General features: G+C 57.8%; 19 protein-coding genes, 4 tRNA genes and 1 pseudogene. 19 read left to right on the top strand and 5 right to left on the bottom strand.

The window, feature by feature from the left end:
- Positions 1 to 157: 157 nt before the first annotated feature.
- On the top strand, positions 158 to 1,669 hold the full coding sequence (locus WNZ14_RS15790) for a fused MFS/spermidine synthase (RefSeq protein ID WP_342869581.1): 1,512 nt from the start codon (positions 158 to 160) through the stop codon (positions 1,667 to 1,669).
- 157 nt (positions 1,670 to 1,826) lie between these two features.
- Complete coding sequence (locus tag WNZ14_RS15785) at positions 1,827 to 2,150, top strand: hypothetical protein (RefSeq protein ID WP_342869580.1); 324 nt, start codon at positions 1,827 to 1,829, stop codon at positions 2,148 to 2,150.
- 196 nt (positions 2,151 to 2,346) lie between these two features.
- On the opposite strand, the gene WNZ14_RS15780 is transcribed toward WNZ14_RS15785, so the two are convergent.
- Entirely contained in the window at positions 2,347 to 2,880 is a 534-nt protein-coding gene (locus WNZ14_RS15780; protein ID WP_342869579.1) for a hypothetical protein, read from the bottom strand.
- Positions 2,881 to 3,357: 477 nt separating this feature from the next.
- Here WNZ14_RS15780 and WNZ14_RS15775 point away from each other — a divergent pair, with 477 nt between their 5' ends.
- Positions 3,358 to 3,846 (top strand): hypothetical protein, encoded by a 489-nt coding sequence (locus tag WNZ14_RS15775; protein WP_342869578.1) that lies wholly within the window; start codon positions 3,358 to 3,360, stop codon positions 3,844 to 3,846.
- A gap of 329 nt (positions 3,847 to 4,175) precedes the next feature.
- Here WNZ14_RS15775 and WNZ14_RS15770 read toward each other — a convergent pair.
- The 3 genes and pseudogenes from WNZ14_RS15770 to rlmB form a co-directional block, all read right to left on the bottom strand.
- Positions 4,176 to 4,472: pseudogene (locus tag WNZ14_RS15770) on the bottom strand (transposase); the annotation flags it as partial.
- A gap of 132 nt (positions 4,473 to 4,604) precedes the next feature.
- A tRNA-Thr gene (locus WNZ14_RS15765) sits at positions 4,605 to 4,680 on the bottom strand.
- Positions 4,681 to 4,819: 139 nt separating this feature from the next.
- Complete coding sequence (gene rlmB / locus WNZ14_RS15760; protein ID WP_342869577.1) at positions 4,820 to 5,722, bottom strand: 23S rRNA (guanosine(2251)-2'-O)-methyltransferase RlmB; 903 nt, start codon at positions 5,720 to 5,722, stop codon at positions 4,820 to 4,822.
- A gap of 262 nt (positions 5,723 to 5,984) precedes the next feature.
- Here rlmB and WNZ14_RS15755 point away from each other — a divergent pair.
- The 14 genes from WNZ14_RS15755 (at position 5,985) to rpoC (ending at position 21,516) form a co-directional block, all read left to right on the top strand.
- A tRNA-Tyr gene (locus WNZ14_RS15755) sits at positions 5,985 to 6,069 on the top strand.
- Between the two features lie 18 nt (positions 6,070 to 6,087).
- A tRNA-Gly gene (locus tag WNZ14_RS15750) sits at positions 6,088 to 6,161 on the top strand.
- 376 nt (positions 6,162 to 6,537) lie between these two features.
- A complete protein-coding gene (tuf, locus tag WNZ14_RS15745) occupies positions 6,538 to 7,713 on the top strand; it encodes an elongation factor Tu (RefSeq protein WP_342869563.1) in 1,176 nt (391 codons plus the stop codon).
- A 632-nt stretch (positions 7,714 to 8,345) separates the two neighbouring features.
- Positions 8,346 to 8,531, top strand: coding sequence for a hypothetical protein (locus WNZ14_RS15740; protein WP_342869576.1), 186 nt, complete (start codon positions 8,346 to 8,348; stop codon positions 8,529 to 8,531).
- A gap of 27 nt (positions 8,532 to 8,558) precedes the next feature.
- Complete coding sequence (locus tag WNZ14_RS15735) at positions 8,559 to 8,876, top strand: hypothetical protein (protein ID WP_342869575.1); 318 nt, start codon at positions 8,559 to 8,561, stop codon at positions 8,874 to 8,876.
- 162 nt (positions 8,877 to 9,038) lie between these two features.
- Positions 9,039 to 9,114 (top strand) — tRNA-Trp (locus tag WNZ14_RS15730).
- A 221-nt stretch (positions 9,115 to 9,335) separates the two neighbouring features.
- Positions 9,336 to 9,536, top strand: a complete 201-nt coding sequence (gene secE, locus WNZ14_RS15725) for a preprotein translocase subunit SecE (RefSeq protein ID WP_269385515.1) — start codon at positions 9,336 to 9,338, stop codon at positions 9,534 to 9,536.
- A 13-nt stretch (positions 9,537 to 9,549) separates the two neighbouring features.
- Complete coding sequence (nusG, locus tag WNZ14_RS15720) at positions 9,550 to 10,080, top strand: transcription termination/antitermination protein NusG (RefSeq protein WP_342869574.1); 531 nt, start codon at positions 9,550 to 9,552, stop codon at positions 10,078 to 10,080.
- Between the two features lie 196 nt (positions 10,081 to 10,276).
- Entirely contained in the window at positions 10,277 to 10,705 is a 429-nt protein-coding gene (gene rplK / locus WNZ14_RS15715) for a 50S ribosomal protein L11 (protein WP_342869573.1), read from the top strand.
- Positions 10,706 to 10,709: 4 nt separating this feature from the next.
- Positions 10,710 to 11,408, top strand: a complete 699-nt coding sequence (gene rplA, locus WNZ14_RS15710; RefSeq protein WP_342869572.1) for a 50S ribosomal protein L1 — start codon at positions 10,710 to 10,712, stop codon at positions 11,406 to 11,408.
- Positions 11,409 to 11,754: 346 nt separating this feature from the next.
- Entirely contained in the window at positions 11,755 to 12,273 is a 519-nt protein-coding gene (gene rplJ, locus WNZ14_RS15705) for a 50S ribosomal protein L10 (protein ID WP_342869571.1), read from the top strand.
- Positions 12,274 to 12,330: 57 nt separating this feature from the next.
- On the top strand, positions 12,331 to 12,702 hold the full coding sequence (gene rplL / locus WNZ14_RS15700; protein ID WP_342869570.1) for a 50S ribosomal protein L7/L12: 372 nt from the start codon (positions 12,331 to 12,333) through the stop codon (positions 12,700 to 12,702).
- A gap of 256 nt (positions 12,703 to 12,958) precedes the next feature.
- Positions 12,959 to 17,131, top strand: coding sequence for a DNA-directed RNA polymerase subunit beta (gene rpoB / locus WNZ14_RS15695; protein WP_342869569.1), 4,173 nt, complete (start codon positions 12,959 to 12,961; stop codon positions 17,129 to 17,131).
- A gap of 176 nt (positions 17,132 to 17,307) precedes the next feature.
- Positions 17,308 to 21,516, top strand: coding sequence for a DNA-directed RNA polymerase subunit beta' (rpoC, locus tag WNZ14_RS15690; RefSeq protein ID WP_342869568.1), 4,209 nt, complete (start codon positions 17,308 to 17,310; stop codon positions 21,514 to 21,516).
- A gap of 95 nt (positions 21,517 to 21,611) precedes the next feature.
- Here the strand turns inward: rpoC and WNZ14_RS15685 are convergent, their stop codons facing one another.
- Positions 21,612 to 21,926: a transcriptional regulator gene (locus WNZ14_RS15685; RefSeq protein WP_342869567.1), complete on the bottom strand. Its 315-nt coding sequence runs from the start codon at positions 21,924 to 21,926 to the stop codon at positions 21,612 to 21,614.
- A gap of 374 nt (positions 21,927 to 22,300) precedes the next feature.
- Between WNZ14_RS15685 and WNZ14_RS15680 the strand changes: the two genes are divergently transcribed.
- Both WNZ14_RS15680 and rpsL read left to right on the top strand, forming a co-directional pair.
- Positions 22,301 to 22,555 (top strand): GlsB/YeaQ/YmgE family stress response membrane protein, encoded by a 255-nt coding sequence (locus WNZ14_RS15680; RefSeq protein WP_342869566.1) that lies wholly within the window; start codon positions 22,301 to 22,303, stop codon positions 22,553 to 22,555.
- Between the two features lie 476 nt (positions 22,556 to 23,031).
- Positions 23,032 to 23,403 (top strand): 30S ribosomal protein S12, encoded by a 372-nt coding sequence (gene rpsL / locus WNZ14_RS15675; RefSeq protein WP_007197105.1) that lies wholly within the window; start codon positions 23,032 to 23,034, stop codon positions 23,401 to 23,403.
- Positions 23,404 to 23,456 lie beyond the last annotated feature (53 nt).

The raw sequence follows: 23,456 nt of genomic DNA, 5'->3' as shown, positions 1-23,456 counted from the left end.
TGGGGGAGGGCTTCTCGAATACATCACGATTACACCGTTGAAGCAGATGAAACATTGCTGTCGATCAATCCCCTGGCTGTTTCATCGATGGCTTGTCTTGCGGCTGAGGCAGGCTAAAGATGCCGGCATCTTTTGATCCGGGAGCAGGAGGATGCGGATGCCCCAAACTCACGTGCCGCTCTGGCTCCTTGTTGCCCTGCAGGCTGCGGTGTCAGGCGTCAGTCTGGTGGTTGAAATCGTCGCAGGCCGGATGCTTGCGCCCTATGTCGGCATGTCGCTCTACACCTGGACATCGATCATTGCCGTGGTGCTGGCTGGCTTTTCAGCCGGACACTGGTGGGGTGGCCATATCGCTGAACGTCCGGCCAGGCAGGCGCTGTCCCATACCGCCTGGGTGATGTTGGCTGCAGCAATCTCCACGGCTGCGGCGCTTCTGGTGCTCCGCCTGATCGGCGGGCCTGTTCTGGCTGCAGTGGAGCATCCGGTCTGGAACATCGTGATCCTCACAGCCGGCGTGTTTTTTTTGCCGTCGCTGTTTGCCGGAGTGCCCGCGCCGGTTCTGGCGCAGATTGCCGTGATGCAGCAGGAAGCCCAATCCGGTCGGTCGCTTGGTGCCATGTTTGCTGCCGGCGCGGTGGGTGCGATTGCGGGAACGCTGCTTGCGGGGTTTGTCTTCATCCCGTGGCTAGGCACGTCGCTGACGCTTGCCATCGTCACCGCGATCTATCTGTCTGCTGCGGCGCTTCTGTTCTGGCTCGCCCGCCCCATCAAACATAAGGTGGTGGCGCTCATGGCCTCGGTGCTGGTTATCGGCTTGGGCACGCTCTCACTCACGCGCCTGTCGAGCTGCACCACGGAAAGCCAGTATTTTTGCATCCGGGTTCTCGATGTTTCGGCTGATTCGGGCTCGCCCGTCAGGCGTCTGGTGCTCGATCACCTGTCACATGGCACCAGCGCCCGCGACCTGCCGCGGACGATGTTCTCCGAATTCACCGCGATGTTCGATGAGATCGCGCGGGGACGGCTGGAGCCAGGCCCTTTTTCCGCATTCTTCATCGGCGGCGGCACTTTTTCCGTGCCGCGCGCATGGGCCGACCGGAACACCGGGCCGATTACCGTTGCCGAGATCGATCCGCAGGTGACCAGCACCGCGGTGCGTGATTTCTGGCTTGAGCCCGCAAGCATGACCATCCTCAACGAAGACGCCCGCGTCGCTCTACATAGGCGACCAGACGCACGCTATGATGTCATTGTCGGGGATGCGTTCGGCGATATTGCCATCCCGCCGCATCTGATCACGCAGGAGTTTTTCCGGCTGGTCCGCTCGCGGCTCTCCGACGACGGCATCTTCCTGATGAATGTCATTGATTTCCCCGACCGGCTGCAGGCGCTCAGCGCCATCACAGCGACGCTTAATTCCGTGTTCGCAAGCGTCGAGATCTGGACCGAGCAAAGCCTGCCCACCCCGGGTGAGCAAAGGGTCTTCGTTCTGGTCGCCGCAGACCGACCGACAGACTTCTCCGTGGTCACGGCAGCAGCCCCCGAACAGACACGCTTTGCTGCCATGGCGAAGAGTTTTACCGACGGTCTGGTCGCCAAAAGCGCGCCTGCAATTCTAACCGATGACTTCGCCCCCATCGACCGCCTGCTGGGTGGTCACCTCCGCTGAGCAGAGGGGAGGTTCCAGAAGCGGGAAATAACCACATAAATTATGGGGGTATTTCCGATGCTTAATGTCCATAATCGAGACATCGGCTCAATTTTGGCTTTACGGACGCGCGATCGAATTTAGTGTGGGAGGGCAACAAGCAGGAAAGAGACTGACAATGAAGAGTAGATCCGTTCTGGCCGCAGCGACGCTGTTGCTTTCAGGCCTGACCGCCACCGCCGACACGATTTCCTTCAGGGGCGTGTGCACGATTACGGCCGGAGCCATCAGCGGCAAGAAATACGCGACGCTCAAATGCTACAAGAAAAGCGAACCGGGTCACTACAACATTCGAGCCACAAAATGGGAAAAGGACAACAAGGAGGAGTACCGAGACCTCGCCAGGCATGCAGGGCGGCGGTTCACCTGTACCTTTACCCAGGCGGGCTTGGTCTACCTCCCGAAGCAACACAAGAACGTCGACATGAGTGATTGTCGCTAGCGTTCGCTTGGCCGCCCGGCGTCCTGCCAGCAGCGATCACCGGAACCTGTCGTTACGACCGACCCGATGGAGTGCAAGTCCAATCAGTCGTAAAGTTCAAAATGCAATTTCAAGAAAATGGTGCCCCGGCAGGAACTTTTCTGCCCAATGAATGATGAGCTTGGGATGGATTGCCGCTGCTAGAAATGGGTGCCCATCAATCACTAATTTTCGAGCACTTACCGGCGGTAATTGACGGCGTGCTATTGTTATTATCCCGCCCGTCCACAAAGCCGTACGCAAAAACAGCCAAATAGCGCATTGTGTCGAGGTTCAATGTGTAATCGAGTACATTACTTGTGCAGCGAAAAAATCCTTCATTCGAAATTGGTACTAGAGCGCTACGAAATTCCTCCCAGCGGTAACATCCATTTTCTTCCAAGCTACCCACGGACCCAAGTTTAACAGAATAGCCCAATGTTGTTGTCTTTCTCCCCAAAAATGTAATTTTCTCGATCGTTTCACCTTTTTTAATCTTGAAAAGGATTCTCTCATTGTCCAGCGTGAATTTTACACCCAGCCATTTATTCGACTTATCATCATACCAAACGCCACCAGTTGCTTCAGGCAGACAGAGATAAACACCTGCATATTTACCTGTTTGATCAAGGTCAGGATCTATTTGTGCTGCAACAGAAACGACATTCCCGACAATAGTCGCCCCTGCAATCAAAATTGCTTCGCGTATCATTGCTGGAACCTTCCGTCACGGCGGTCCTTTCAGTTCCAAGCAAAGCGTGCTCGAACGCAAGTCCGGGCCTTGGGCAATGGCGCTGGTCATCGAAAAATTGGGGTCGAAATTCCCTTGGCGGCAGCGGAACGCAAAACAAAGCCGCCACGCCACCAAGGACACGGCAACCTCTCCTTGATCCGTTTAATAACGGTAAATAGCGGCGATGCGCAATTAGGGGCCCAATACGCGCGCAAAGCGGACTTCACTTTAATGCGGAAACTTCACCAGGCCGTTTGAACGCTTTTTGGTCGTTCGAACCATGTCGGTCAGTTATTGGCGGCTCATCACATCTGATGATTACGCGTCAGTACCGGTGGACCAGTATCTGGTATCGCAACGACAGAAGGCAGGGATGAGATGATCAGTCCAGAAGACCCAATGACAGGATTGCAACGGTCCTCAGGACTCACAAAGGAACGAAGAAGGGGACACGCCATGATCGCCAAGCGAATTGCACAAACCGCTCTCGCTTTTGCCATCGCCGTTGCCGGCATTCAGTTTGCCGCCCCCGCAATGGCGAATGACGGCGGCGGCCCACCGCTGAGCGAAATCCAGTCGTCTGCGACCAAGAAGGCGAAAAAGACGTTCAAGCAGCGCGGCGCGGAACGGCGGGCCGAGCAGGCTGAGAAGAAAAAGGCCAAGGCGAAAGCCCAGGCCGAGGCCAAGAAGGCGAAGCAGACGGCCAAGGACAGGAAACGCCTGAACGATGCCAGGAAGACCGTGGTGCACCTCGAAAAGGAACTCAAAAGGCTCGAAAGGGAGCGCAAGACAAAGGTCTGGAAGAAGAATTCCGACGTTCGCAAACACCTAGCCGAGATCAAATCGGTCGAGCGCAACATCAAGCACTCCAAGCGCACGATCCGCACCATGGAAAAGAAGCTGGGCATCAAGCGCCCGTTGCTCGGCATCTTCCTCCTCAACTGACGCGACGGATGTCAGGACGGACAAAAAAGCCCGGGCAGCACTGTCCGGGTTTTTACGTTTAGCCGACATTCCCCATTTGGATTGCCTTTTGGCATGGTAAGAGCACCAATAGCGGTTCTCCAAGCTCTTTTCCGGCTGTGGTTCGCTTTGGCTGCTGCACTTTGGCGCTGGCACGGCCAAGTCGGTTCTCTTGGCAGTCAGCGGCGTGATTTGACCATGCGCCGGACAAAGCTTTCCCGTCGCGAGCGTCGGATATCGCGGATTTGGCTGCGTGCCCGGTCATGCGCATGCTGTTCCTGAAGCCGGATCGCGCAGCCCGGTGATAGAACAAGGATGCCGGCGAACACTTGCCGCGGCAGCGCCGCCTCGGCCATCTGGAAGACGGCGTAGCGGGCGTTTCGCACAAGCCGGACGCCGGCATTGATCAGCCGTTCCCGGAGACTGGTCAGCGACCACCGCTCGATGGCTTCGGGGGGTGCCAGCGTGCACAGGAAGTTGGCAAGGTTGTAGGCCAGCGCGTGAAGCTGAAGACGGACTTCGTTCGCCGCAAAGCGCATGCACGAGAGCCACGTCCATTTGAGCGCATATTTGCCTTCCTTGATTTGCTGATCGGCGGGGCCGCTTTTCCATCCGATTCTTATCGGAACCAATACGGCGGGATTGATGCTTCCCGTTTCATTAAAGTAAGAAAAAAAGTAAGAAGCCGCCGCAATCCTTTTCAGATTACGACGGCTTTTCAATGCAATAACGCAAATTAGTGGTGCCCCCGGCAGGATTCGAACCCGCGACCCCCTGATTACAAATCAGGTGCTCTACCAACTGAGCTACAAGGGCAGCGGGGATGCGGATAGCATACTGATCGCGCCTGTAAAGTGAAAATCGTGTGATCAGCCGTCTTTCCGTTCAGCAGGCAGGCAATTGTCCCAAAGCTGAACGGTCCAGGAGCGCGTGTGAACGCCCGCAAACCGCTTTATCAGCCCCGGTCCTGCCGGGTCAGATACTGCTGCGCGGCATAAAGCGCGATGGCCGTGGCATTGGACACATTAAGCGATTTGATTGCGCCGGGCATGTCGAGACGGGTCAGAATGTCGACCGTTTCGCGCGTCTTCTGGCGCAGTCCCTTGCCCTCGGCGCCAAGAACCAGTGCGATTCTGTCACCGGTCAGCCCCGCCTCGATCGGCTCAGGGCCTTCCGAATCAAGTCCGATGGTCGCAAAACCCTGCGCCTTGATCTCTTCGATTGCTGCGGCAAGGTTGCGAACCTCGATATGGTCGATCAGCTCCAGCGCGCCTGAGGCTGCCTTGGCCAGCACACCTGATTCCTGCGGGCTGTGGCGCTGTGTGGTCACAATCGCACCTGCGCCGAACGCCACCGCGGAGCGCATGATTGCGCCCACATTGTGCGGGTCGGTTACCTGATCGAGAATGACCAGAAGCTTCGTGTCGCCAAGGGCTGACAGCGGTCGCGGTGTCAGAGGTGCTGCTTCCAGCAGCACGCCCTGGTGCACGGCGTCATCGCCCAGCAGTCGGTCGATTTCCTGCGGGCTCACCAGTTCGAGCGGGTAGGGCAGCTCAGCATCTTCCGCGATCTCGAGCCGCATCAGCGCATTGCGCGTGGCCTTCATGCCGATGATGCGCCGCGATGCATTGTCGAGCGCCGCGCGCACCGTGTGCAGGCCATAGAGATAGATCGTGTCAGGCGCGACGCGCTCACCATAAAGCGCACCCTTGCGCGCAGGCAGGTCGCGCTTGCTGCGCGATTGTGACGGCGGCAGACCCTGCTGGTCCCGCTTGGCGTCGCGGTGGGCGCGGCGCAGCTTGGCATAATGGGTATCGCGGTTTGAACCGGCCGCGTCGGCATCTTCATCTTTGCTCATGGGGCGCTTATACCCCAATTGCCGCAGGGTGCAATTGGCACCATCCCGGCGGTTTTCGCGATGTGCTGCAAGGGTCCGCTGCCGCACGCCGGAGACGGGCCTTGAAGAACTGTCGGTTTTTGTCTCAATCCGTGTTGACACGGGAACCACACGCCGTCATAACGCCGACCGCGGACGGGGCTTTTCCAACCAATTGCCCGGCCCGCGATGCCTGAGGTTTTCAGGCTGTCCATCTTGGATGCATGACCCTGACGGCTGGTCTGGAGGGATGCCCGAGTGGTTAAAGGGGACGGACTGTAAATCCGTTGGCTTCGCCTACGTTGGTTCAAATCCAACTCCCTCCACCACCGTCGCGGGTCATAGATGCGGGTATAGCTCAATGGTAGAGCAGCAGCCTTCCAAGCTGAATACGAGGGTTCGATTCCCTCTACCCGCTCCAAAATGAACTGGCTTCCAACACCCGAAGATTGACCGGAATTCATACCAGCGCGGCTTTTCTGTCGCCCGCTTGGTCTTGCCCAATGGGTTGTGCCGCCTGCAGATCCGTGCGCTGCGGGATCAGCCGGGCGGCTAGGGTTGGCAGCAGGGAATCAATGGCTGGTCGCGTGTCGGAGTAGGGCGCCAAGTGCTGTTTGAGTGCGACGGTGTCCGCAGGCAATTACTGTCAGGGGCGTGATTTTCCACGCTGTTGCTGGATCAAGATTTGCTCTTGCGAAACAAGATCGAAAGCCTTATGTCGCGTTAACTTCTCGCGGGATCAGGGCCAAACGCTTCCGGATCCACAGTCTGCCAACAGAATTACAGGATACAGGACGATGGCAAAGGGTAAGTTCGAGCGCAATAAGCCGCACGTTAACATCGGCACGATTGGTCACGTTGACCACGGCAAGACATCGCTGACGGCTGCGATCACCAAGTATTTCGGTGAATTCAAGGCCTACGACCAGATCGATGCAGCACCTGAAGAAAAGGCACGCGGCATCACCATCTCGACAGCTCACGTCGAGTATGAGACGGAAAACCGTCACTACGCCCACGTCGATTGCCCAGGCCACGCCGACTATGTGAAGAACATGATCACCGGTGCTGCGCAGATGGACGGCGGCATTCTCGTCGTGTCGGCTGCCGATGGCCCGATGCCCCAGACCCGCGAGCACATTCTGCTTGCCCGTCAGGTTGGCGTTCCTTCGCTGGTGGTGTTCCTGAACAAGGTCGACCAGGTTGACGACGAGGAGCTGCTCGAGCTCGTTGAAATGGAAGTTCGCGAACTTCTGTCTTCCTACGACTTCCCGGGCGACGATATTCCGATCATCAAGGGTTCGGCTCTGGTCGCACTCAACGATGGCGACAAGGCCCAGGGCGAAGACGCGATCCGCGCTCTGATGGCCGCAGTTGACGAATACATCCCGACGCCTGAGCGTCCGATCAACATGCCGTTCCTGATGCCGATCGAAGACGTGTTCTCGATCTCGGGTCGTGGTACGGTTGTGACCGGTCGCGTCGAGCGCGGCGTTGTCAAGGTTGGCGAGGAAATCGAGATCGTCGGTATCCGCGACACCCAGAAGACCACCTGCACCGGCGTTGAAATGTTCCGCAAGCTGCTCGATCAGGGTCAGGCTGGCGACAACATCGGCGCACTGCTTCGCGGCATTGGCCGTGAAGACGTCGAGCGCGGTCAGATCCTCTGCAAGCCTGGTTCGGTCAAGCCCCACACCAAGTTCACTGCAGAAGCCTACATCCTGACCAAGGAAGAGGGTGGCCGTCATACGCCGTTCTTCACCAACTACCGTCCGCAGTTCTATTTCCGCACGACCGACGTGACGGGCATTGTGACGCTGCCGGAAGGCACTGAAATGGTGATGCCAGGCGACAACATCTCGGCTGAAGTGGCACTCATCGTGCCGATCGCGATGGAAGAAAAGCTGCGCTTCGCTATCCGCGAAGGCGGCCGCACCGTCGGCGCCGGCATCGTCGCCACGATCATCGAGTAATCGATGATCGAATGTCGATGGCGAAAGCTGCCGACGGCAAGATTGGACACTGCAAAACGCGACCTTTCGGGGTCGCGTTTTTGTTTTGGATCCATGTCAGGCCATGACGCAACCGAGTTGTGGACCGGCGGGGCCACGTGCATACTCGAGGTTGAAGGGTGGGGCTTTGGTTGGGGGGGCGAGAATTGCGTTGGGGGAAATATGGTCTTGTCGCGCTCGCTTTGGGTGGCTTGCTGACGCAAGTCCCCTATGCCTTTGCTTCGTGTCCCGATCGCCCGCCATGCAAGGGGTGCGGCTGCAAGGGCGGGCCGGGATACAGGATCAACACGACAGGCAAATGTGTGGGCTTCAAGGCTCTGCAAGCCAAGTGTGGAGATCCACCGACACTCAGGTGCACATTTGAAAATGCGCCGGGAACAGGACTGAACCGGGAGTGTGCGCTTGGGTCGCCCGCCAAGCCGCCGGGTTGAAAAAGATGCCGCCTGGCGTCATCCCATCATCCTTGCTGACGGCAGCCCCCCATACAGGAACGGTTCACCGCAATTAGGTGATCGACCACCCCAAACATCGCAATCGGCGACTACAGCTATTATTCTGGCTTTGAAACGCCCGCAGATTATGCGTCCGCACTCGTGCCCGACCTCTATCCGGGCGCGCCGGAGCGCCTCACCATTGGCAAATTCTGCCAGATCGCCCACGGCGTCCGTATCATCACCAGTTCCGCCAATCATGCCATGGACGGGTTTTCCACATACCCATTCGGCGAGTTCAACCCGGAACTGATCGGCAGTTACGCTGCGTCGTTCGACAACAGGTGAGACGCTGTCATCGGCAATGATGTCTGGATGGGGTTCGAATCGGTAGTGGTGCCGGGCGTTCAGATCGGCAACGGCGCCATCATCGCCGCGCGCACCGTGGTCACCAGCGATGTTCCCGACTACGCGATTGTCGCGGGCAGTCCTGGACGCGTGCTTCGGCATCGCTTTCCGGCCGAAGTGGTGCAGCGCCTGCTCAAGGCAAGTTGGTGGATTGGGACATCGAGAAGGTCTCACGCCACATCGACACCATCACCAGCGCTGATATTGATGCACTCGAGCGGGCAGCTTGAGAAAGAGACTGTCTGTTTGATGCGGCCATTCAGCGTCAGAAGGCAGGGTGATTGAACGGACGGGCAGGGGCGCTCTGGCCGATGGGTGGCGAATGTAACCGCCTGAGAGCACCGCAGAATCGGCCTTTGTCGAGAAAAAGACGATCCCGCACGGATTGGCGTCACTTCTTTCTTGCATTCCCCTTGCTTTTGACGCTATCAGGTCCGCCACCGGCCTAGGGGTATAGCTCAGTTGGTAGAGCGACGGTCTCCAAAACCGTAGGTCGCAGGTTCGAGTCCTGCTGCCCCTGCCAGTCCGGTCAATCGGATTTGGCGCATGTTTGGCTGGTTCGGGGATGGTGATCAGATCGGTGGATTTGGTTAGCAATCTTCGGGCCAGTTTGCTGGTGTGAAATTAAAAAAGCGCGATCGCCTCTTGTGATTTCAAGAATCGGGCTTTATGTAGACGTTAACAGACACGCGGTGCGTGGAGCTGGGAGACCGGCTTTACGCGCCGTATAAGCGTGGATATACAATGGCATCCAAAACAAATCCGTTTACATTCCTCCAGCAGGTTCGGTCCGAAACTGCGAAAGTGAAATGGCCTTCACGCCGTGAAACCTCGATCTCGACGATCATGGTTCTCGTCATGGTGCTGCTTGCGTCCATTTTCTTTTTTACGGCCGACCAGGCTTTGGGATGGGCGATCGGGCTCATCTTGAACGTTGGCGCTTGAGGCAGGGGAAAACATGACTGCACGCTGGTATATCGTCCACGCCTACTCGAACTTCGAGAAGAAGGTAGCGGATTCGATTGAAGAACAGGCTCGCCAGAAGGGTTTGAGCCATCTCTTTGAGAAGATCCTCGTACCGGTCGAGAAGGTCGTCGAAGTGCGCCGTGGCCGCAAGGTGGATGCAGAGCGCAAGTTCTTCCCCGGTTACGTTATGGTTCGCGCCGATCTGACCGACGAGGCGTTTCACCTGATCAAGAACACGCCGAAGGTTACCGGTTTCCTGGGCAGTGATTCCAAGCCTGTTGCGATCCCTGATTCTGAAGCGGAACGTATTCTGATGCAGGTTCAGGAAGGTGTCGAGCGGCCGAAGCCGTCGATCGCTTTCGAGATTGGCGAGCAGGTTCGGGTATCCGACGGTCCTTTTGCATCGTTCAACGGGACAGTGCAGGAAGTCGACGAGGAGCGTTCGCGTCTCAAGGTCGAGGTTTCAATTTTCGGTCGGGCAACCCCGGTTGAACTCGAATACAGTCAGGTCGAGAAGGTCTGACGACAAAATGCCCGGCCTGCGTTTTCGTGAAGAGAGCGCGGACGGGCTTTTGCATTGCCGGCTTGGCCGGTGGTGCATTCGCGTGGGAGGCGAGGGGCTGTAGCCGGCCGTCGAACCGAACCACGCAACCGCAGCCGCCGGTTTTCCGGCAAAAGGTGGTGCTTTAGGCAACACTGTAACAAGAGGCAGAGAAACAATGGCTAAAAAAGTTGCAGGTCAACTCAAGCTGCAGGTTCCGGCCGGTTCGGCGACTCCGTCGCCCCCGATTGGTCCGGCACTTGGTCAGCGCGGCATCAACATCATGGAATTCTGCAAGGGATTCAATGCCGCCACCCAGGAAATGGAAAAGGGAATGCCGATTCCGGTCGTCATCACCTACTATCAGGACAAGTCCTTCAATTTCATGATGAAGAAGCCTCCTGTGAGCTACTTCCTGAAAAAGGAAGCCAAGCTCAAGTCCGGCTCCAAGACGCCGGGCAAGGAAGTTGCAGGCTCGATCACGCGTGACCAGGTCCGCACGATCGCCGAAGCAAAAATGAAGGATCTCAACGCCGCCGACATCGAAGGCGCGATGGCAATGGTAGAGGGCTCCGCCCGCTCCATGGGCCTGGAAGTGACGGGCTAAGACCATGGCAAAGATTGCAAAGCGTATGCAGAAGGTCAACGAAGGCGTTGATCGTGACAAGCAGTACTCGCTCGGTGAAGCGGTTTCTATGATCAAGGAACGCGCTGTCGCCAAGTTTGACGAGACCATTGAAGTCTCGATGAACCTCGGCGTCGACCCGCGCCACGCTGACCAGATGGTCCGTGGTGTGGTCAACCTGCCCAACGGAACCGGTCGTACCGTCCGCGTCGCCGTGTTCGCCCGTGGCGACAAGGCTGACGAAGCCCGTGCAGCTGGTGCCGATATCGTCGGTGCGGAAGAGCTCGTCGATATCGTGCAGGCTGGCACCATCGATTTCGACCGGTGTATTGCTACGCCGGACATGATGCCGCTGGTCGGTCGTCTCGGCAAGGTTCTCGGCCCTCGCGGCATGATGCCGAACCCGAAGGTCGGCACCGTGACCATGGACGTGACCGCTGCGGTCAACGCATCCAAGGGTGGCGCTGTCGAGTTCCGCGTCGAGAAGGCTGGCATTGTCCATGCCGGTATCGGCAAGGCCTCATTCGGCTCCGACAAGATTGAAGAAAACATTCGCGCTTTTGCGGATGCGGTCATCAAGGCAAAGCCTGCCGGTGCCAAGGGTAACTACGTCAAGCGCGTGGCTATTTCCTCGACCATGGGCCCTGGCCTCAAGATTGATCCGTCGACGCTTAACGTCGCCTGATTTAGCAAATTTGGAAAACCGGATTTCCGTCCGGTTTTCTTTAGTTTTCGGCCTTCGGGCCGGAAAGGTCCGGAGGAAACTCCGGGCTCCCTGTCCGAGATTGCGGGTGGTGCGCCTTTGTTGGTTCACCTTAATTTATCACCTGCATGAGACGGGTAAGATCCGTTTTCAGGAGTGAAAGCTCCAACGGTTCGAACCTCGCTTGCCTTGTGCCGCTACCGTCAATCGGTTCCGGCGTAAGGGGACAGGATCCTCAAGCGTCGCTTGTGGGTTCGATGAGAATCCCTGGCGGCAAAGGCAAACCCGGCGGGTGATGCATGCATCATCTGCCAACTGGAGAAACGCAGTGGATAGAGCGGAAAAACGCGATTTCGTCGCGGAACTGAACGGTGTTTTCACCAACGCCGGTTCGGTTGTCGTGGCCCACTACGCCGGTCTGACAGTTGCGCAAATGAACGACCTTCGGTCGCGCATGCGCTCGGCTGGCGGCACCGTCAAGGTCGCGAAGAACCGCCTTGCCAAAATCGCTCTTCAGGGCACGGAGTCCGAAGGGGTCGCAGATCTCTTCACCGGTCAGACGCTCATCGTATATTGCGATGATCCGGTGACTGCTCCGAAAATTGCTGTCGAGTTCACCAAGGTCAGCGACAAGCTGGTCATCCTTGGTGGCGCGATGGGGTCAACAATGCTCGACGCCGACGGGGTCAAGGCTTTGGCCACGCTCCCATCGCTCGACGAGCTGCGCGCAAAGCTGCTTGGCATGATTGTCACGCCAGCAACGCGCATTGCCCAGATCGTCAACGCACCGGCGGGTTCCGTCGCGCGTGTCATCGGCGCATATGCCCGCAAGGACGAGGCTGCATAGGCAGGTCTTCGCATAACAAGTCAAAACCGGTTCGAACCGAATACAAGGAATATGAATATGGCAAATCTCGCCAAGATCGTGGAAGAACTTTCCGCCCTGACCGTCATGGAAGCTGCTGAGCTTTCGAAGATGCTTGAAGAAACTTGGGGCGTGTCCGCCGCTGCACCGGCTGCTGCCGCTGCTGCTGCTGCTGCTCCTGCTGAAGCTGCTGAAGAACAGACTGAATTCGACGTGATCCTCGCCGAAGCCGGCGCAAACAAGATCAACGTCATCAAGGAAGTCCGTGCTATCACTGGTCTCGGCCTCAAGGAAGCCAAGGATCTGGTCGAAGCTGCTCCGAAGGCTGTCAAGGAAGGCATTTCCAAGGGCGAAGCTGAAGACATCAAAAAGAAGCTGGAAGACGCTGGCGCCAAGGTCACCGTCAAGTAAGACGCTTTCGCATCCGGGGGCGGGGCTGCCTCGCCCCCGGATGTATTTGCTGGTGAACGGATTACCCAAAAGCCTGAAAACGGCTTTTGGGTAATGGGTTCTTCAAAAGGATAGTCTTGAACCAGACCGCCAGGCACTCCGGCCGCGCCGTTTGGGAATTGAGACGAGATTGAACGAGTTCATTTATATGACGGAGTCGCTTGGCCAGCGGCGTTCGTCTGTTGCAGGCCCGGATGCAAATTGACAAGGAGCGACGATGGCTCAGACCCTCTCTTTTAATGGTCGCAGGCGCGTACGCAAGATCTTCGGAAAAATCCCGGAAGTGGCGGAGATGCCGAACCTCATCGAGGTTCAGAAGGCGTCCTACGACCAGTTCCTTATGGTTGACGAGCCAGTTGGTGGCCGTCTCGACGAAGGACTGCAATCAGTTTTCAAATCGGTTTTCCCGATTTCCGATTTCTCAGGCAGCGCGATGCTGGAATTCGTGTCCTACGAATTCGAAAATCCCAAGTTCGACACCGAAGAGTGCCGTCAGCGCGATCTGACTTACGCAGCGCCGCTCAAGGTGACGCTGCGTCTGATCGTGTTCGATATTGATGAGGATACAGGCGCCAAGTCGATCAAGGACATCAAGGAACAGAACGTTTACATGGGCGACATGCCGCTCATGACCGACAACGGTACCTTTATTGTCAATGGTACCGAGCGCGTTATCGTGTCCCAGATGCACCGTTCGCCGGGCGTGTTCTTCGATCACGACAAGGGCAAGAGCCATTCGTCGGGCAAGTTGCTGTTCGCGGCGCGCGTCATTCCATATCGTGGTTCCTGGCTCGACATCGAATTTGACGCCAAGGACATCGTCCACGCCCGTATCGACCGTCGCCGCAAGATCCCGGCATCGTCGTTGCTGATGGCCCTCGGCATGGACGCCGAAGAAATCCTGTCGACCTTCTACACCCACTCGATCTATGCGCGTGATGGTGAAGGCTGGCGGATTCCGTTCCAGCCCGAGACCCTCAAGGGTCAGAAGGCCATGGCCGACATGATCGACGCCGATACCGGCGAAGTGGTTGTCGAATCCGGCAAGAAGCTCACTCCGCGCCTGCTCAAGCAGCTCGTCGAGAAGGGCGTCAAGTCGATCAAGGCCACCGATGAAGACATGGTTGGTACCTATCTGGCTGAAGACATCGTCAACCCCGAGACTGGTGAAGTCTATCTCGAGGCCGGTGATGAGCTGGAATTTTCGGTCGACGCCAAGAGCGGCGAGCGCAAGGGCAACCTGATCGATCTGATCGAGGCCGGCTACGACGACATCAAGATTCTTGATATCGATCACATCAATATCGGCGCCTATATCCGCAACACGCTTGCAGCGGACAAGAACACGTCCCGCCAGGAAGCGCTGTTCGACATCTACCGCGTCATGCGCCCAGGTGAGCCGCCGACCATCGATTCGGCTGAAGCGATGTTCAACTCGCTGTTCTTTGATTCAGAACGCTACGACCTGTCGGCTGTTGGTCGCGTCAAGATGAACATGCGTCTTGATCTCGATGCTGAAGACACCGTGCGCGTTCTGCGCAAGGAAGACATCATCGCTGTCGTCCGGACACTCGTCGCGCTTCGCGATGGCAAGGGCGAAATCGACGACATCGACAACCTCGGCAACCGCCGTGTGCGTTCGGTTGGCGAGTTGATGGAAAACCAGTACCGTCTTGGCCTGCTCCGCATGGAGCGCGCCATCAAGGAACGCATGTCGTCGATCGAAATCGACACTGTGATGCCGCAGGATCTGATCAACGCCAAGCCGGCAGCGGCTGCGGTGCGTGAATTCTTCGGCTCCTCGCAGCTGTCGCAGTTCATGGACCAAGTCAACCCGCTCTCCGAGATCACCCACAAGCGCCGTCTTTCGGCGCTTGGACCTGGTGGTCTTACCCGTGAGCGCGCCGGCTTCGAAGTCCGCGACGTGCACCCGACCCACTACGGTCGTATCTGCCCGATTGAAACGCCGGAAGGCCCGAACATCGGTCTGATCAACTCGCTGGCTACCTTCGCCCGCGTCAACAAGTATGGCTTCATCGAAAGCCCCTATCGCAAGCTCGCCGATGGCAAGGTCACCAAGGAAGTGATCTATCTGTCTGCGATGGAAGAAGCGAAATACTTCGTTGCCCAGGCAAATGCCGAACTCAGCGAAGATGGTCAGCTTGTCGACGAATTCGTTGTCTGCCGCCATTCCGGCGACGTGATGATGACCCCGCGCGACAATATCGACCTTATGGACGTGTCGCCACGCCAGCTGGTGTCGGTCGCTGCAGCCTTGATCCCGTTCCTCGAGAACGATGACGCCAACCGCGCGTTGATGGGATCGAACATGCAGCGTCAGGCGGTTCCTCTGGTCCGCGCCGAGGCTCCGTTTGTGGGCACCGGCATGGAGCCGATCGTGGCCCGTGACTCCGGTGCGGCCATCGCGGCCCGCCGCGGCGGCGTTGTCGACCAGGTTGATGCGACCCGTATCGTTATCCGTGCCACCGAGGACATGGAAGCATCGCGTTCGGGCGTTGATATCTACCGGCTGCAGAAGTTCCAGCGTTCCAACCAGAACACCTGCATCAACCAGCGTCCGCTGGTCACCGTGGGTGACGTCTTGAACAAGGGCGACATCATCGCTGACGGTCCGTCGACTGATCTGGGTGATCTGGCTCTTGGCCGCAACGTGCTGGTCGCGTTTATGCCCTGGAACGGCTACAACTACGAGGACTCGATCCTTCTTTCCGAGCGCATCGTCTCTGACGACGTTTTCACCTCCATCCACATCGATGAGTTCGAAGTGATGGCGCGTGACACCAAGCTTGGACCGGAAGAGATCACCCGCGACATTCCGAACGTTTCGGAAGAAGCACTTCGCAACCTCGACGAGGCCGGTATTGTCTACATCGGTGCCGAAGTGGCGCCGGGCGACATTCTCGTTGGCAAGATCACGCCGAAGGGTGAAAGCCCGATGACGCCGGAAGAGAAGCTTCTGCGCGCCATCTTCGGTGAGAAGGCTTCCGACGTCCGCGACACCTCGATGCGGATGCCGCCAGGAACCTACGGCACCATCGTTGAAGTTCGTGTTTTCAACCGCCACGGCGTTGAAAAGGACGAACGTGCCATGGCCATCGAGCGCGAGGAAATCGAGCGTCTCGCCAAGGACCGTGACGACGAACAGGCAATTCTTGACCGCAACGTCTATGGCCGTCTTTCAGACATGCTGGTGGGCAAGGCCGCAATTGCCGGACCAAAGGGCTTCAAGAAGGGATCGGAAGTCAGTTCCGAAAACATCAGCGAGTATCCGCGGTCGCAATGGTGGACGTTTGCTGTCGAGGACGAAAAGCTGCAGGGCGAAATCGAAGCGCTGCGGGCCCAGTACGACGACTCCAAGAAGCTGCTGGAAAGCCGTTTCATGGACAAGGTCGAGAAGGTCCAGCGCGGCGATGAACTGCCGCCAGGCGTCATGAAGATGGTCAAGGTCTTTGTCGCTGTGAAGCGCAAGATCCAGCCAGGCGACAAGATGGCCGGCCGTCACGGCAACAAGGGTGTGGTTTCCCGCATTCTGCCTTGCGAAGACATGCCGTTCCTCGAAGACGGAACCCATGTCGACATCGTGCTCAATCCGTTGGGCGTGCCGTCGCGCATGAATGTCGGACAGATCCTTGAAACCCATCTGGGTTGGGCTTGCGCCGGTATGGGCAAGCAGATCGGCGCCATGCTTGATGCTTACAATGAGGGTGGAGATATCCAGCCGCTGCGTGACACCATCGACAGCGTCATCGGCACGGGGCCTAAGGGCGAACCGATCAAGCAGTATGATGATCCATCGATCGTCCGTCTGGCAGAGCAGACACGCCGCGGCGTGTCCATCGCGACGCCGGTTTTCGACGGCGCGGTTGAGGCCGACATCAACATCATGCTTGCTCAGGCGGGTTTGAATGTCTCGGGTCAGTCGACGCTCTATGACGGGCGTACCGGCGAGACCTTCGACCGTCCGGTGACCGTGGGCTATATCTACATGCTCAAGCTCAACCACCTGGTCGACGACAAGATCCATGCGCGTTCGATTGGACCGTATTCGCTCGTGACTCAGCAGCCGCTGGGTGGCAAGGCGCAGTTCGGTGGTCAGCGCTTCGGGGAAATGGAGGTCTGGGCTCTGGAAGCCTATGGTGCCGCCTACACCCTGCAGGAAATGCTGACTGTGAAGTCGGACGACGTAGCAGGCCGCACCAAGGTGTACGAAGCCATCGTTCGTGGCGACGACACCTTCGAGGCAGGCATTCCGGAGAGCTTCAACGTTCTCGTCAAGGAAATGCGTTCGCTTGGTCTCAATGTCGAGCTGGAATCGAACAAGATCGACGGTATCGCAGAGCCGGATGAACTTCCGGACGCGGCTGAATAAAGCCTGGAAGGCGCGGGGGACAAAATCCCTCGCGCCGTCTTCCTGATCGCAGTGAGCGGGCAGGGGATTGTATCCGCGTTTGACGTGGTAAACACAAATTTCAGGCGATGGCCTGTTGCCGGTCTAGACCGGCGCCGTCGCAAGCCAAGGGCGAACAGCCCTAAAAGGAGACAGGCATGAACCATGAGGTCATGAATCTTTTCAACAACGCCGTCCCGGCGCAGACGTTCGATTCCATCCGGATTTCGATCGCCAGCCCCGAGAAGATTCTTTCCTGGTCTTTCGGTGAAATCAAAAAGCCCGAAACGATCAACTATCGTACCTTCAAGCCGGAGCGCGACGGTCTGTTCTGCGCCCGCATCTTTGGTCCGATCAAGGATTACGAATGCCTGTGCGGCAAGTACAAGCGCATGAAGTACAAGGGTGTCATCTGCGAAAAGTGCGGCGTTGAAGTCACGCTGTCGCGCGTTCGCCGTGAGCGCATGGGCCACATCGAGCTCGCAGCACCGGTTGCACATATCTGGTTCCTGAAGTCGCTGCCGTCACGCATCGGTACGCTGATGGACATGACGCTCAAGGATATCGAGCGGGTCCTGTATTTCGAGAACTACATCGTCACCGAACCTGGCCTGACGTCGCTCAAGGAGAACTCGCTTCTCTCTGAAGAAGACTACATGGTCGCTGTTGACGAGTTTGGCGAAGACAGCTTCACCGCCATGATCGGCGCGGAAGCCATCTATGAGATGCTGGCCTCGATGGATCTCGAGCGCATCGCCGGCGAACTGCGCACAGAGCTTGCCACAACGACTTCGGAACTGAAGTCCAAGAAGCTGATGAAGCGCCTCAAGATCGTCGAAAGCTTCCTCGATTCCGGCAACCGTCCGGAATGGATGATCATGAAGGTCGTTCCTGTGATCCCGCCGGATCTGCGTCCGCTGGTTCCGCTCGATGGTGGCCGTTTTGCAACGTCCGACCTGAACGATCTCTATCGTCGCGTCATCAACCGCAACAACCGTCTCAAGCGGCTCATCGAACTGCGTGCGCCTGGCATCATCATCCGCAACGAAAAGCGGATGCTGCAGGAAGCCGTAGACGCCCTGTTCGACAACGGCCGTCGCGGCCGCACGATCACTGGCGCCAACAAGCGTCCTCTGAAGTCTTTGAGCGACATGCTCAAGGGCAAGCAGGGCCGTTTCCGTCAGAACTTGCTCGGCAAGCGCGTCGACTATTCCGGCCGTTCGGTCATCGTGACCGGTCCGGAACTCAAGCTGCACCAGTGTGGCTTGCCGAAGAAGATGGCGCTCGAGCTGTTCAAGCCGTTCATCTACGCGCGTCTTGACGCCAAGGGCTATTCGTCCACCGTCAAGCAGGCCAAGAAGCTGGTGGAAAAGGAAAAGCCGGAAGTCTGGGATATCCTCGACGAGGTCATCCGCGAGCATCCGGTTCTGCTCAACCGCGCGCCGACGCTTCACCGTCTGGGTATCCAGGCTTTCGAACCTACCCTGGTCGAAGGCAAGGCCATCCAGCTGCACCCGCTCGTCTGCACGGCCTTCAACGCCGACTTTGACGGCGACCAGATGGCTGTTCACGTGCCGCTGTCGCTTGAAGCCCAGCTTGAAGCCCGCGTGCTGATGATGTCGACCAACAACATCCTGCACCCTGCCAACGGCGCGCCGATCATCGTTCCGTCACAGGATATGGTTCTGGGTCTCTACTATCTCTCGATCCAGGCTGAGAACGAGCCGGGCCAGGGCATGGTGTTCTCCGACATGGGCGAACTGCACCATGCGCTGGAAAGCAAGGTTGTCACCCTGCACACCAAGATCCGCGGCCGGTTCAAGACGGTTGACGCCGAAGGCAACCCGGTTTCGAAGATCTTCGAAACCTCGCCAGGCCGCATGATCATTGGCGAGCTTCTGCCGAAGAACGTCAACGTGCCGTTCGACATCTGCAACCAGGAAATGACCAAGAAGAACATTTCCCGGATGATCGACACCGTCTACCGCCACTGCGGTCAGAAGGACACGGTCATATTCTGCGACCGCATCATGCAGCTCGGCTTCGGTCATGCCTGCCGCGCCGGCATTTCGTTCGGCAAGGACGACATGGTGATCCCGGATTCCAAGGCCAAGATCGTCGGCGATACCGACACTTTGGTGAAGGAATACGAGCAGCAGTACAATGAGGGTCTCATCACCCAGGGCGAAAAGTACAACAAGGTTGTCGACGCCTGGGGCAAGGCGACCGAAAAGGTCGCCGACGAAATGATGGCCCGCATCAAGTCCGTGGAGTTCCACGAAAACGGCCGCCAGAAGCAGATGAACTCGATCTACATGATGAGCCATTCCGGCGCACGTGGTTCACCGAGCCAGATGCGTCAGTTGGGCGGCATGCGCGGCCTGATGGCCAAGCCGTCGGGTGAAATCATCGAGACGCCGATCATCTCGAACTTCAAGGAAGGCCTGACCGTGAACGAGTACTTCAACTCGACTCACGGCGCACGTAAGGGCCTCGCCGACACCGCGCTCAAGACCGCGAACTCGGGTTACCTGACCCGTCGTCTGGTGGACGTTGCACAGGATTGCATCGTCACCCACGTCGATTGCGGCACGACCGAAGGTCTGACGATGACTGCCATCGTTGATGCCGGACAGGTTGTGGCGTCCATTGGTCAGCGTATCCTTGGCCGCACCACGCTTGACGACATCAATCACCCGGTCACCGGCGAGCTTATCGTCAAGGCCGGCTCCATGATTGATGAAGCACAGGTGGTCGACGTCGAGGCTGCGGGCATTCAGTCGATCCGTATCCGTTCGCCGCTGACCTGCGATATCCAGACCGGGATCTGCGGAACCTGCTACGGTCGTGACCTTGCACGCGGTACTCCGGTCAACATCGGTGAAGCTGTCGGCGTTATCGCTGCGCAGTCGATCGGTGAGCCGGGCACCCAGCTGACGATGCGTACATTCCACCTTGGCGGCACCGCCACCGTGGTTGACCAATCGTTCCTGGAAGCCTCCTATGAGGGTACCGTCCGCATCAAGAACCGCAACATGCTGCGCAACTCCGATGGCAACCTGATTGCCATGGGCCGCAGCATGGCTGTCCAGATCCTGGATGAAGCCGGCACCGAGCGCTCGTCGCAGCGTGTCGCTTACGGCTCCAAGATCTATGTCGATGACGGCGATGCGGTCAAACGCGGACAGCGTCTTGCAGAGTGGGACCCGTACACACGTCCGATGTTGACGGAAGTCGAAGGCACCGTGGAATTCGAAGATGCCGTCGACGGTATCTCGGTTCTCGAAGCCACAGACGAAGCAACCGGCATCACCAAGCGTCAGGTTATCGACTGGCGCTCGACGCCACGCGGTATCGATCTCAAGCCTGCGATTGTCATCAAGGGCAAGGATGGCGAGATTGCCAAGCTGGCCCGTGGCGGTGAAGCTCGCTTCCAGCTGTCGGTGGATGCCATTCTGTCGGTCGAACCCGGCTCCAAGGTCAGCCAGGGTGACGTTCTTGCCCGTGTCCCTCTCGAAAGCGCCAAGACCAAGGACATCACCGGTGGTCTGCCGCGGGTTGCGGAACTGTTCGAAGCTCGTCGTCCGAAGGATCACGCCATCATCGCAGAGATCGATGGTACCATCCGCTTCGGCCGCGACTACAAGAACAAGCGCCGCATCCAGATCGAGCCTGCTGAAGATGGTCTCGAACCTGTCGAGTATCTGATTCCGAAGGGGAAGCCCTTCCACCTTCAGGATGGCGACTACATCGAAAAGGGCGACTACATCCTCGACGGCAATCCGGCGCCGCACGACATCCTGGCGATCAAGGGCGTGGAGGCTCTCGCGTCCTACCTCGTCAACGAGATCCAGGAAGTCTACCGGTTGCAGGGCGTTCTGATCAACGACAAGCACATCGAAGTGATTGTTCGTCAGATGCTGCAGAAGGTGGAAATCACCGACTCCGGTGACTCCGTCTATATCGTCGGTGACAATGTCGACCAGATCGAACTCGACAACGCCAACGACCGTCTGGTCGAAGTCGGCAAGAAGCCAGCCTACGGCGTGCCGGTTCTGCTCGGCATCACCAAGGCGTCGCTGCAGACACCGTCGTTCATCTCGGCTGCGTCGTTCCAGGAAACCACCAAGGTGCTCACCGAGGCGGCAGTTGCCGGCAAGGTCGACACGTTGCAGGGTCTCAAGGAAAACGTCATCGTCGGACGTCTTGTTCCTGCCGGTACCGGCGGTACCATGACCCTGATCCGTCGGATCGCCACATCGCGCGACGATCTGATCCTTGACGAGCGTCGCAAGACCTCGGGCGCGGAAACAGCCGCACCGATGTTGACCGACATGGCCAAGGAAGAGCCGACACCTGCCGAATAGGCAGATTGGCTATAGATACTAAAAAGGCCGCCTTTCGGGGCGGCCTTTTGCGTTCAGTGAAAGCAGGAGAACGGCGATTGCGATCAGTGGAGGGTTTACCGCCCGTTCGCGGCCTGATCGAAGGTGACCACGGCGACTTCACCTTCCAGTGCGCCCTGATAGGCAGATGCATGAGGCTCTTCATCCGGCATGCCGCCCATCAACCCGATCTGGTCAAGGTCTGCTTCGGCGTAGCCCTTTGCCGATAGTGCGTCGAGACAAAGTCGGACGGCGGTGTCCTCGTCGGGTGCTGCCAGCATGACATGAACTGGAGCCATGTCGCCGCCCTTTTCCTGACTGACCTGACCGATAATGATGAAAATGGCCGGTGCGTCGCCGCTGTCCTGGGAATTGTCATTGTCTGAGTTCATCGGGTCGTCCTTTCCGGGGCTGCTTTGAGGCGACTTAATCTCATGTGAACATCGCAAAGGCAACGCTACCCGTCACGTTTGCCGACCTGTTGGTTCAGCCATTCCTGAGCGACAGGCACAGGAACCTCAGGGCAGGGTCTGGCACTCAGGTTCGTGCCGAGCCACCGACGGCAACATCCATATTCCGACCGGGTATCCACTTGCAGCAGTGGAATCCTCCCTTCCACCGCTTGTAGACGAGAAGTGATCATGTTTCTTTCAAACCGGCTGAGAGCATTAAGGTCCCACCATGTACGGTCTTGCCGGTGCTGTGGGTCATCTGCTCTCTGCCGCAAATGATTGAGATTGATTTATGGAACAATGAGGGAAACGAAATGGGTATCGAAGGTCTGATTATTTTTCTTCTTATTGGCGCTATTGCCGGCTGGTTGGCTGGACTAATCGTCAAGGGATTCGGCTTCGGACTGCTGGGCAATATCGTAGTTGGCATTGTCGGGGCGTTTGTGGCGGGCTTTATTTTGCCTAGGGTTGGAATATCGATCGGCGGCGGCATTCTCGGGGCAATCATTCACGCCACTATCGGCGCGGTGATTCTGCTGTTCCTGATCGGATTGGTCCGTAGAGGCTGATTCTCGAATCTGAGGGCGGAAAGTGAATGCGACTCGCTTTTGCCGGCACCTTGGGAAGTGCCGGCTTAAATTCAGTGGCCGGCACGTTTGCCTGATCGGGCGCGGAGAAATTAAACGCCGGAGTAGGGCGGGTCCGCGCAAGAAAGTGTCGCCAGCCTGTCCGGAGCTTGTCCCGAAACCGGCAAGGTACGATTATTTCGCCCATGGCCTTGACGGCATGCGGGGAAATCAGTAGTTACCGGCCATCGAAACCCATGTGAGACGCTTTTCTTCGGGACGACACGTCCTGAAAGTTGTCTCAAACAAGGTTTCTGATTGCACTGTGAACTGCCAATGCTGCACGCATGACACGGCCTATTGTGTCCTCTGCTTTTTTGGGCCCTCCGGTAACACCGGATCCGGCCCTTGTTTTGCGCATGCGGTTTCCGGGCGAGGTGTCCGAAAGGGCGAAACATGAATTCTAAAGGGATGGTTACATGCCAACTGTAAACCAGCTGATCCGTAAGCCGCGCCAGGCGCCGGTTAAGCGCAACAAGGTTCCCGCGCTGGAGCAGAATCCGCAGAAGCGCGGCGTTTGCACTCGCGTGTATACCACGACACCGAAAAAGCCGAACTCGGCTCTTCGTAAGGTCGCAAAGATCCGTTTGACCAACGGTTATGAAGTTATCGGTTACATCCCGGGTGAGGGCCATAACCTTCAGGAGCACTCCGTGGTCATGATCCGCGGCGGCCGCGTGAAGGACCTTCCAGGCGTTCGTTACCACGTCATTCGCGGCGTTCTCGATACCCAGGGCGTCAAAAACCGCAAGCAGCGCCGCTCGAAATACGGCGCCAAGCGTCCGAAGTAATTGTGTCGGTTGGTCGCATGTGTGCGGCTGACCGTTTCGACCCATCAGTTGAA

The organism is Hoeflea sp. AS60 (genome assembly GCF_038900115.1).
Lineage (GTDB): Bacteria > Pseudomonadota > Alphaproteobacteria > Rhizobiales > Rhizobiaceae > Hoeflea.
Note: the sequence above shows the minus strand (reverse complement) of the source record. Positions and strands in the feature narration are given on the sequence as shown.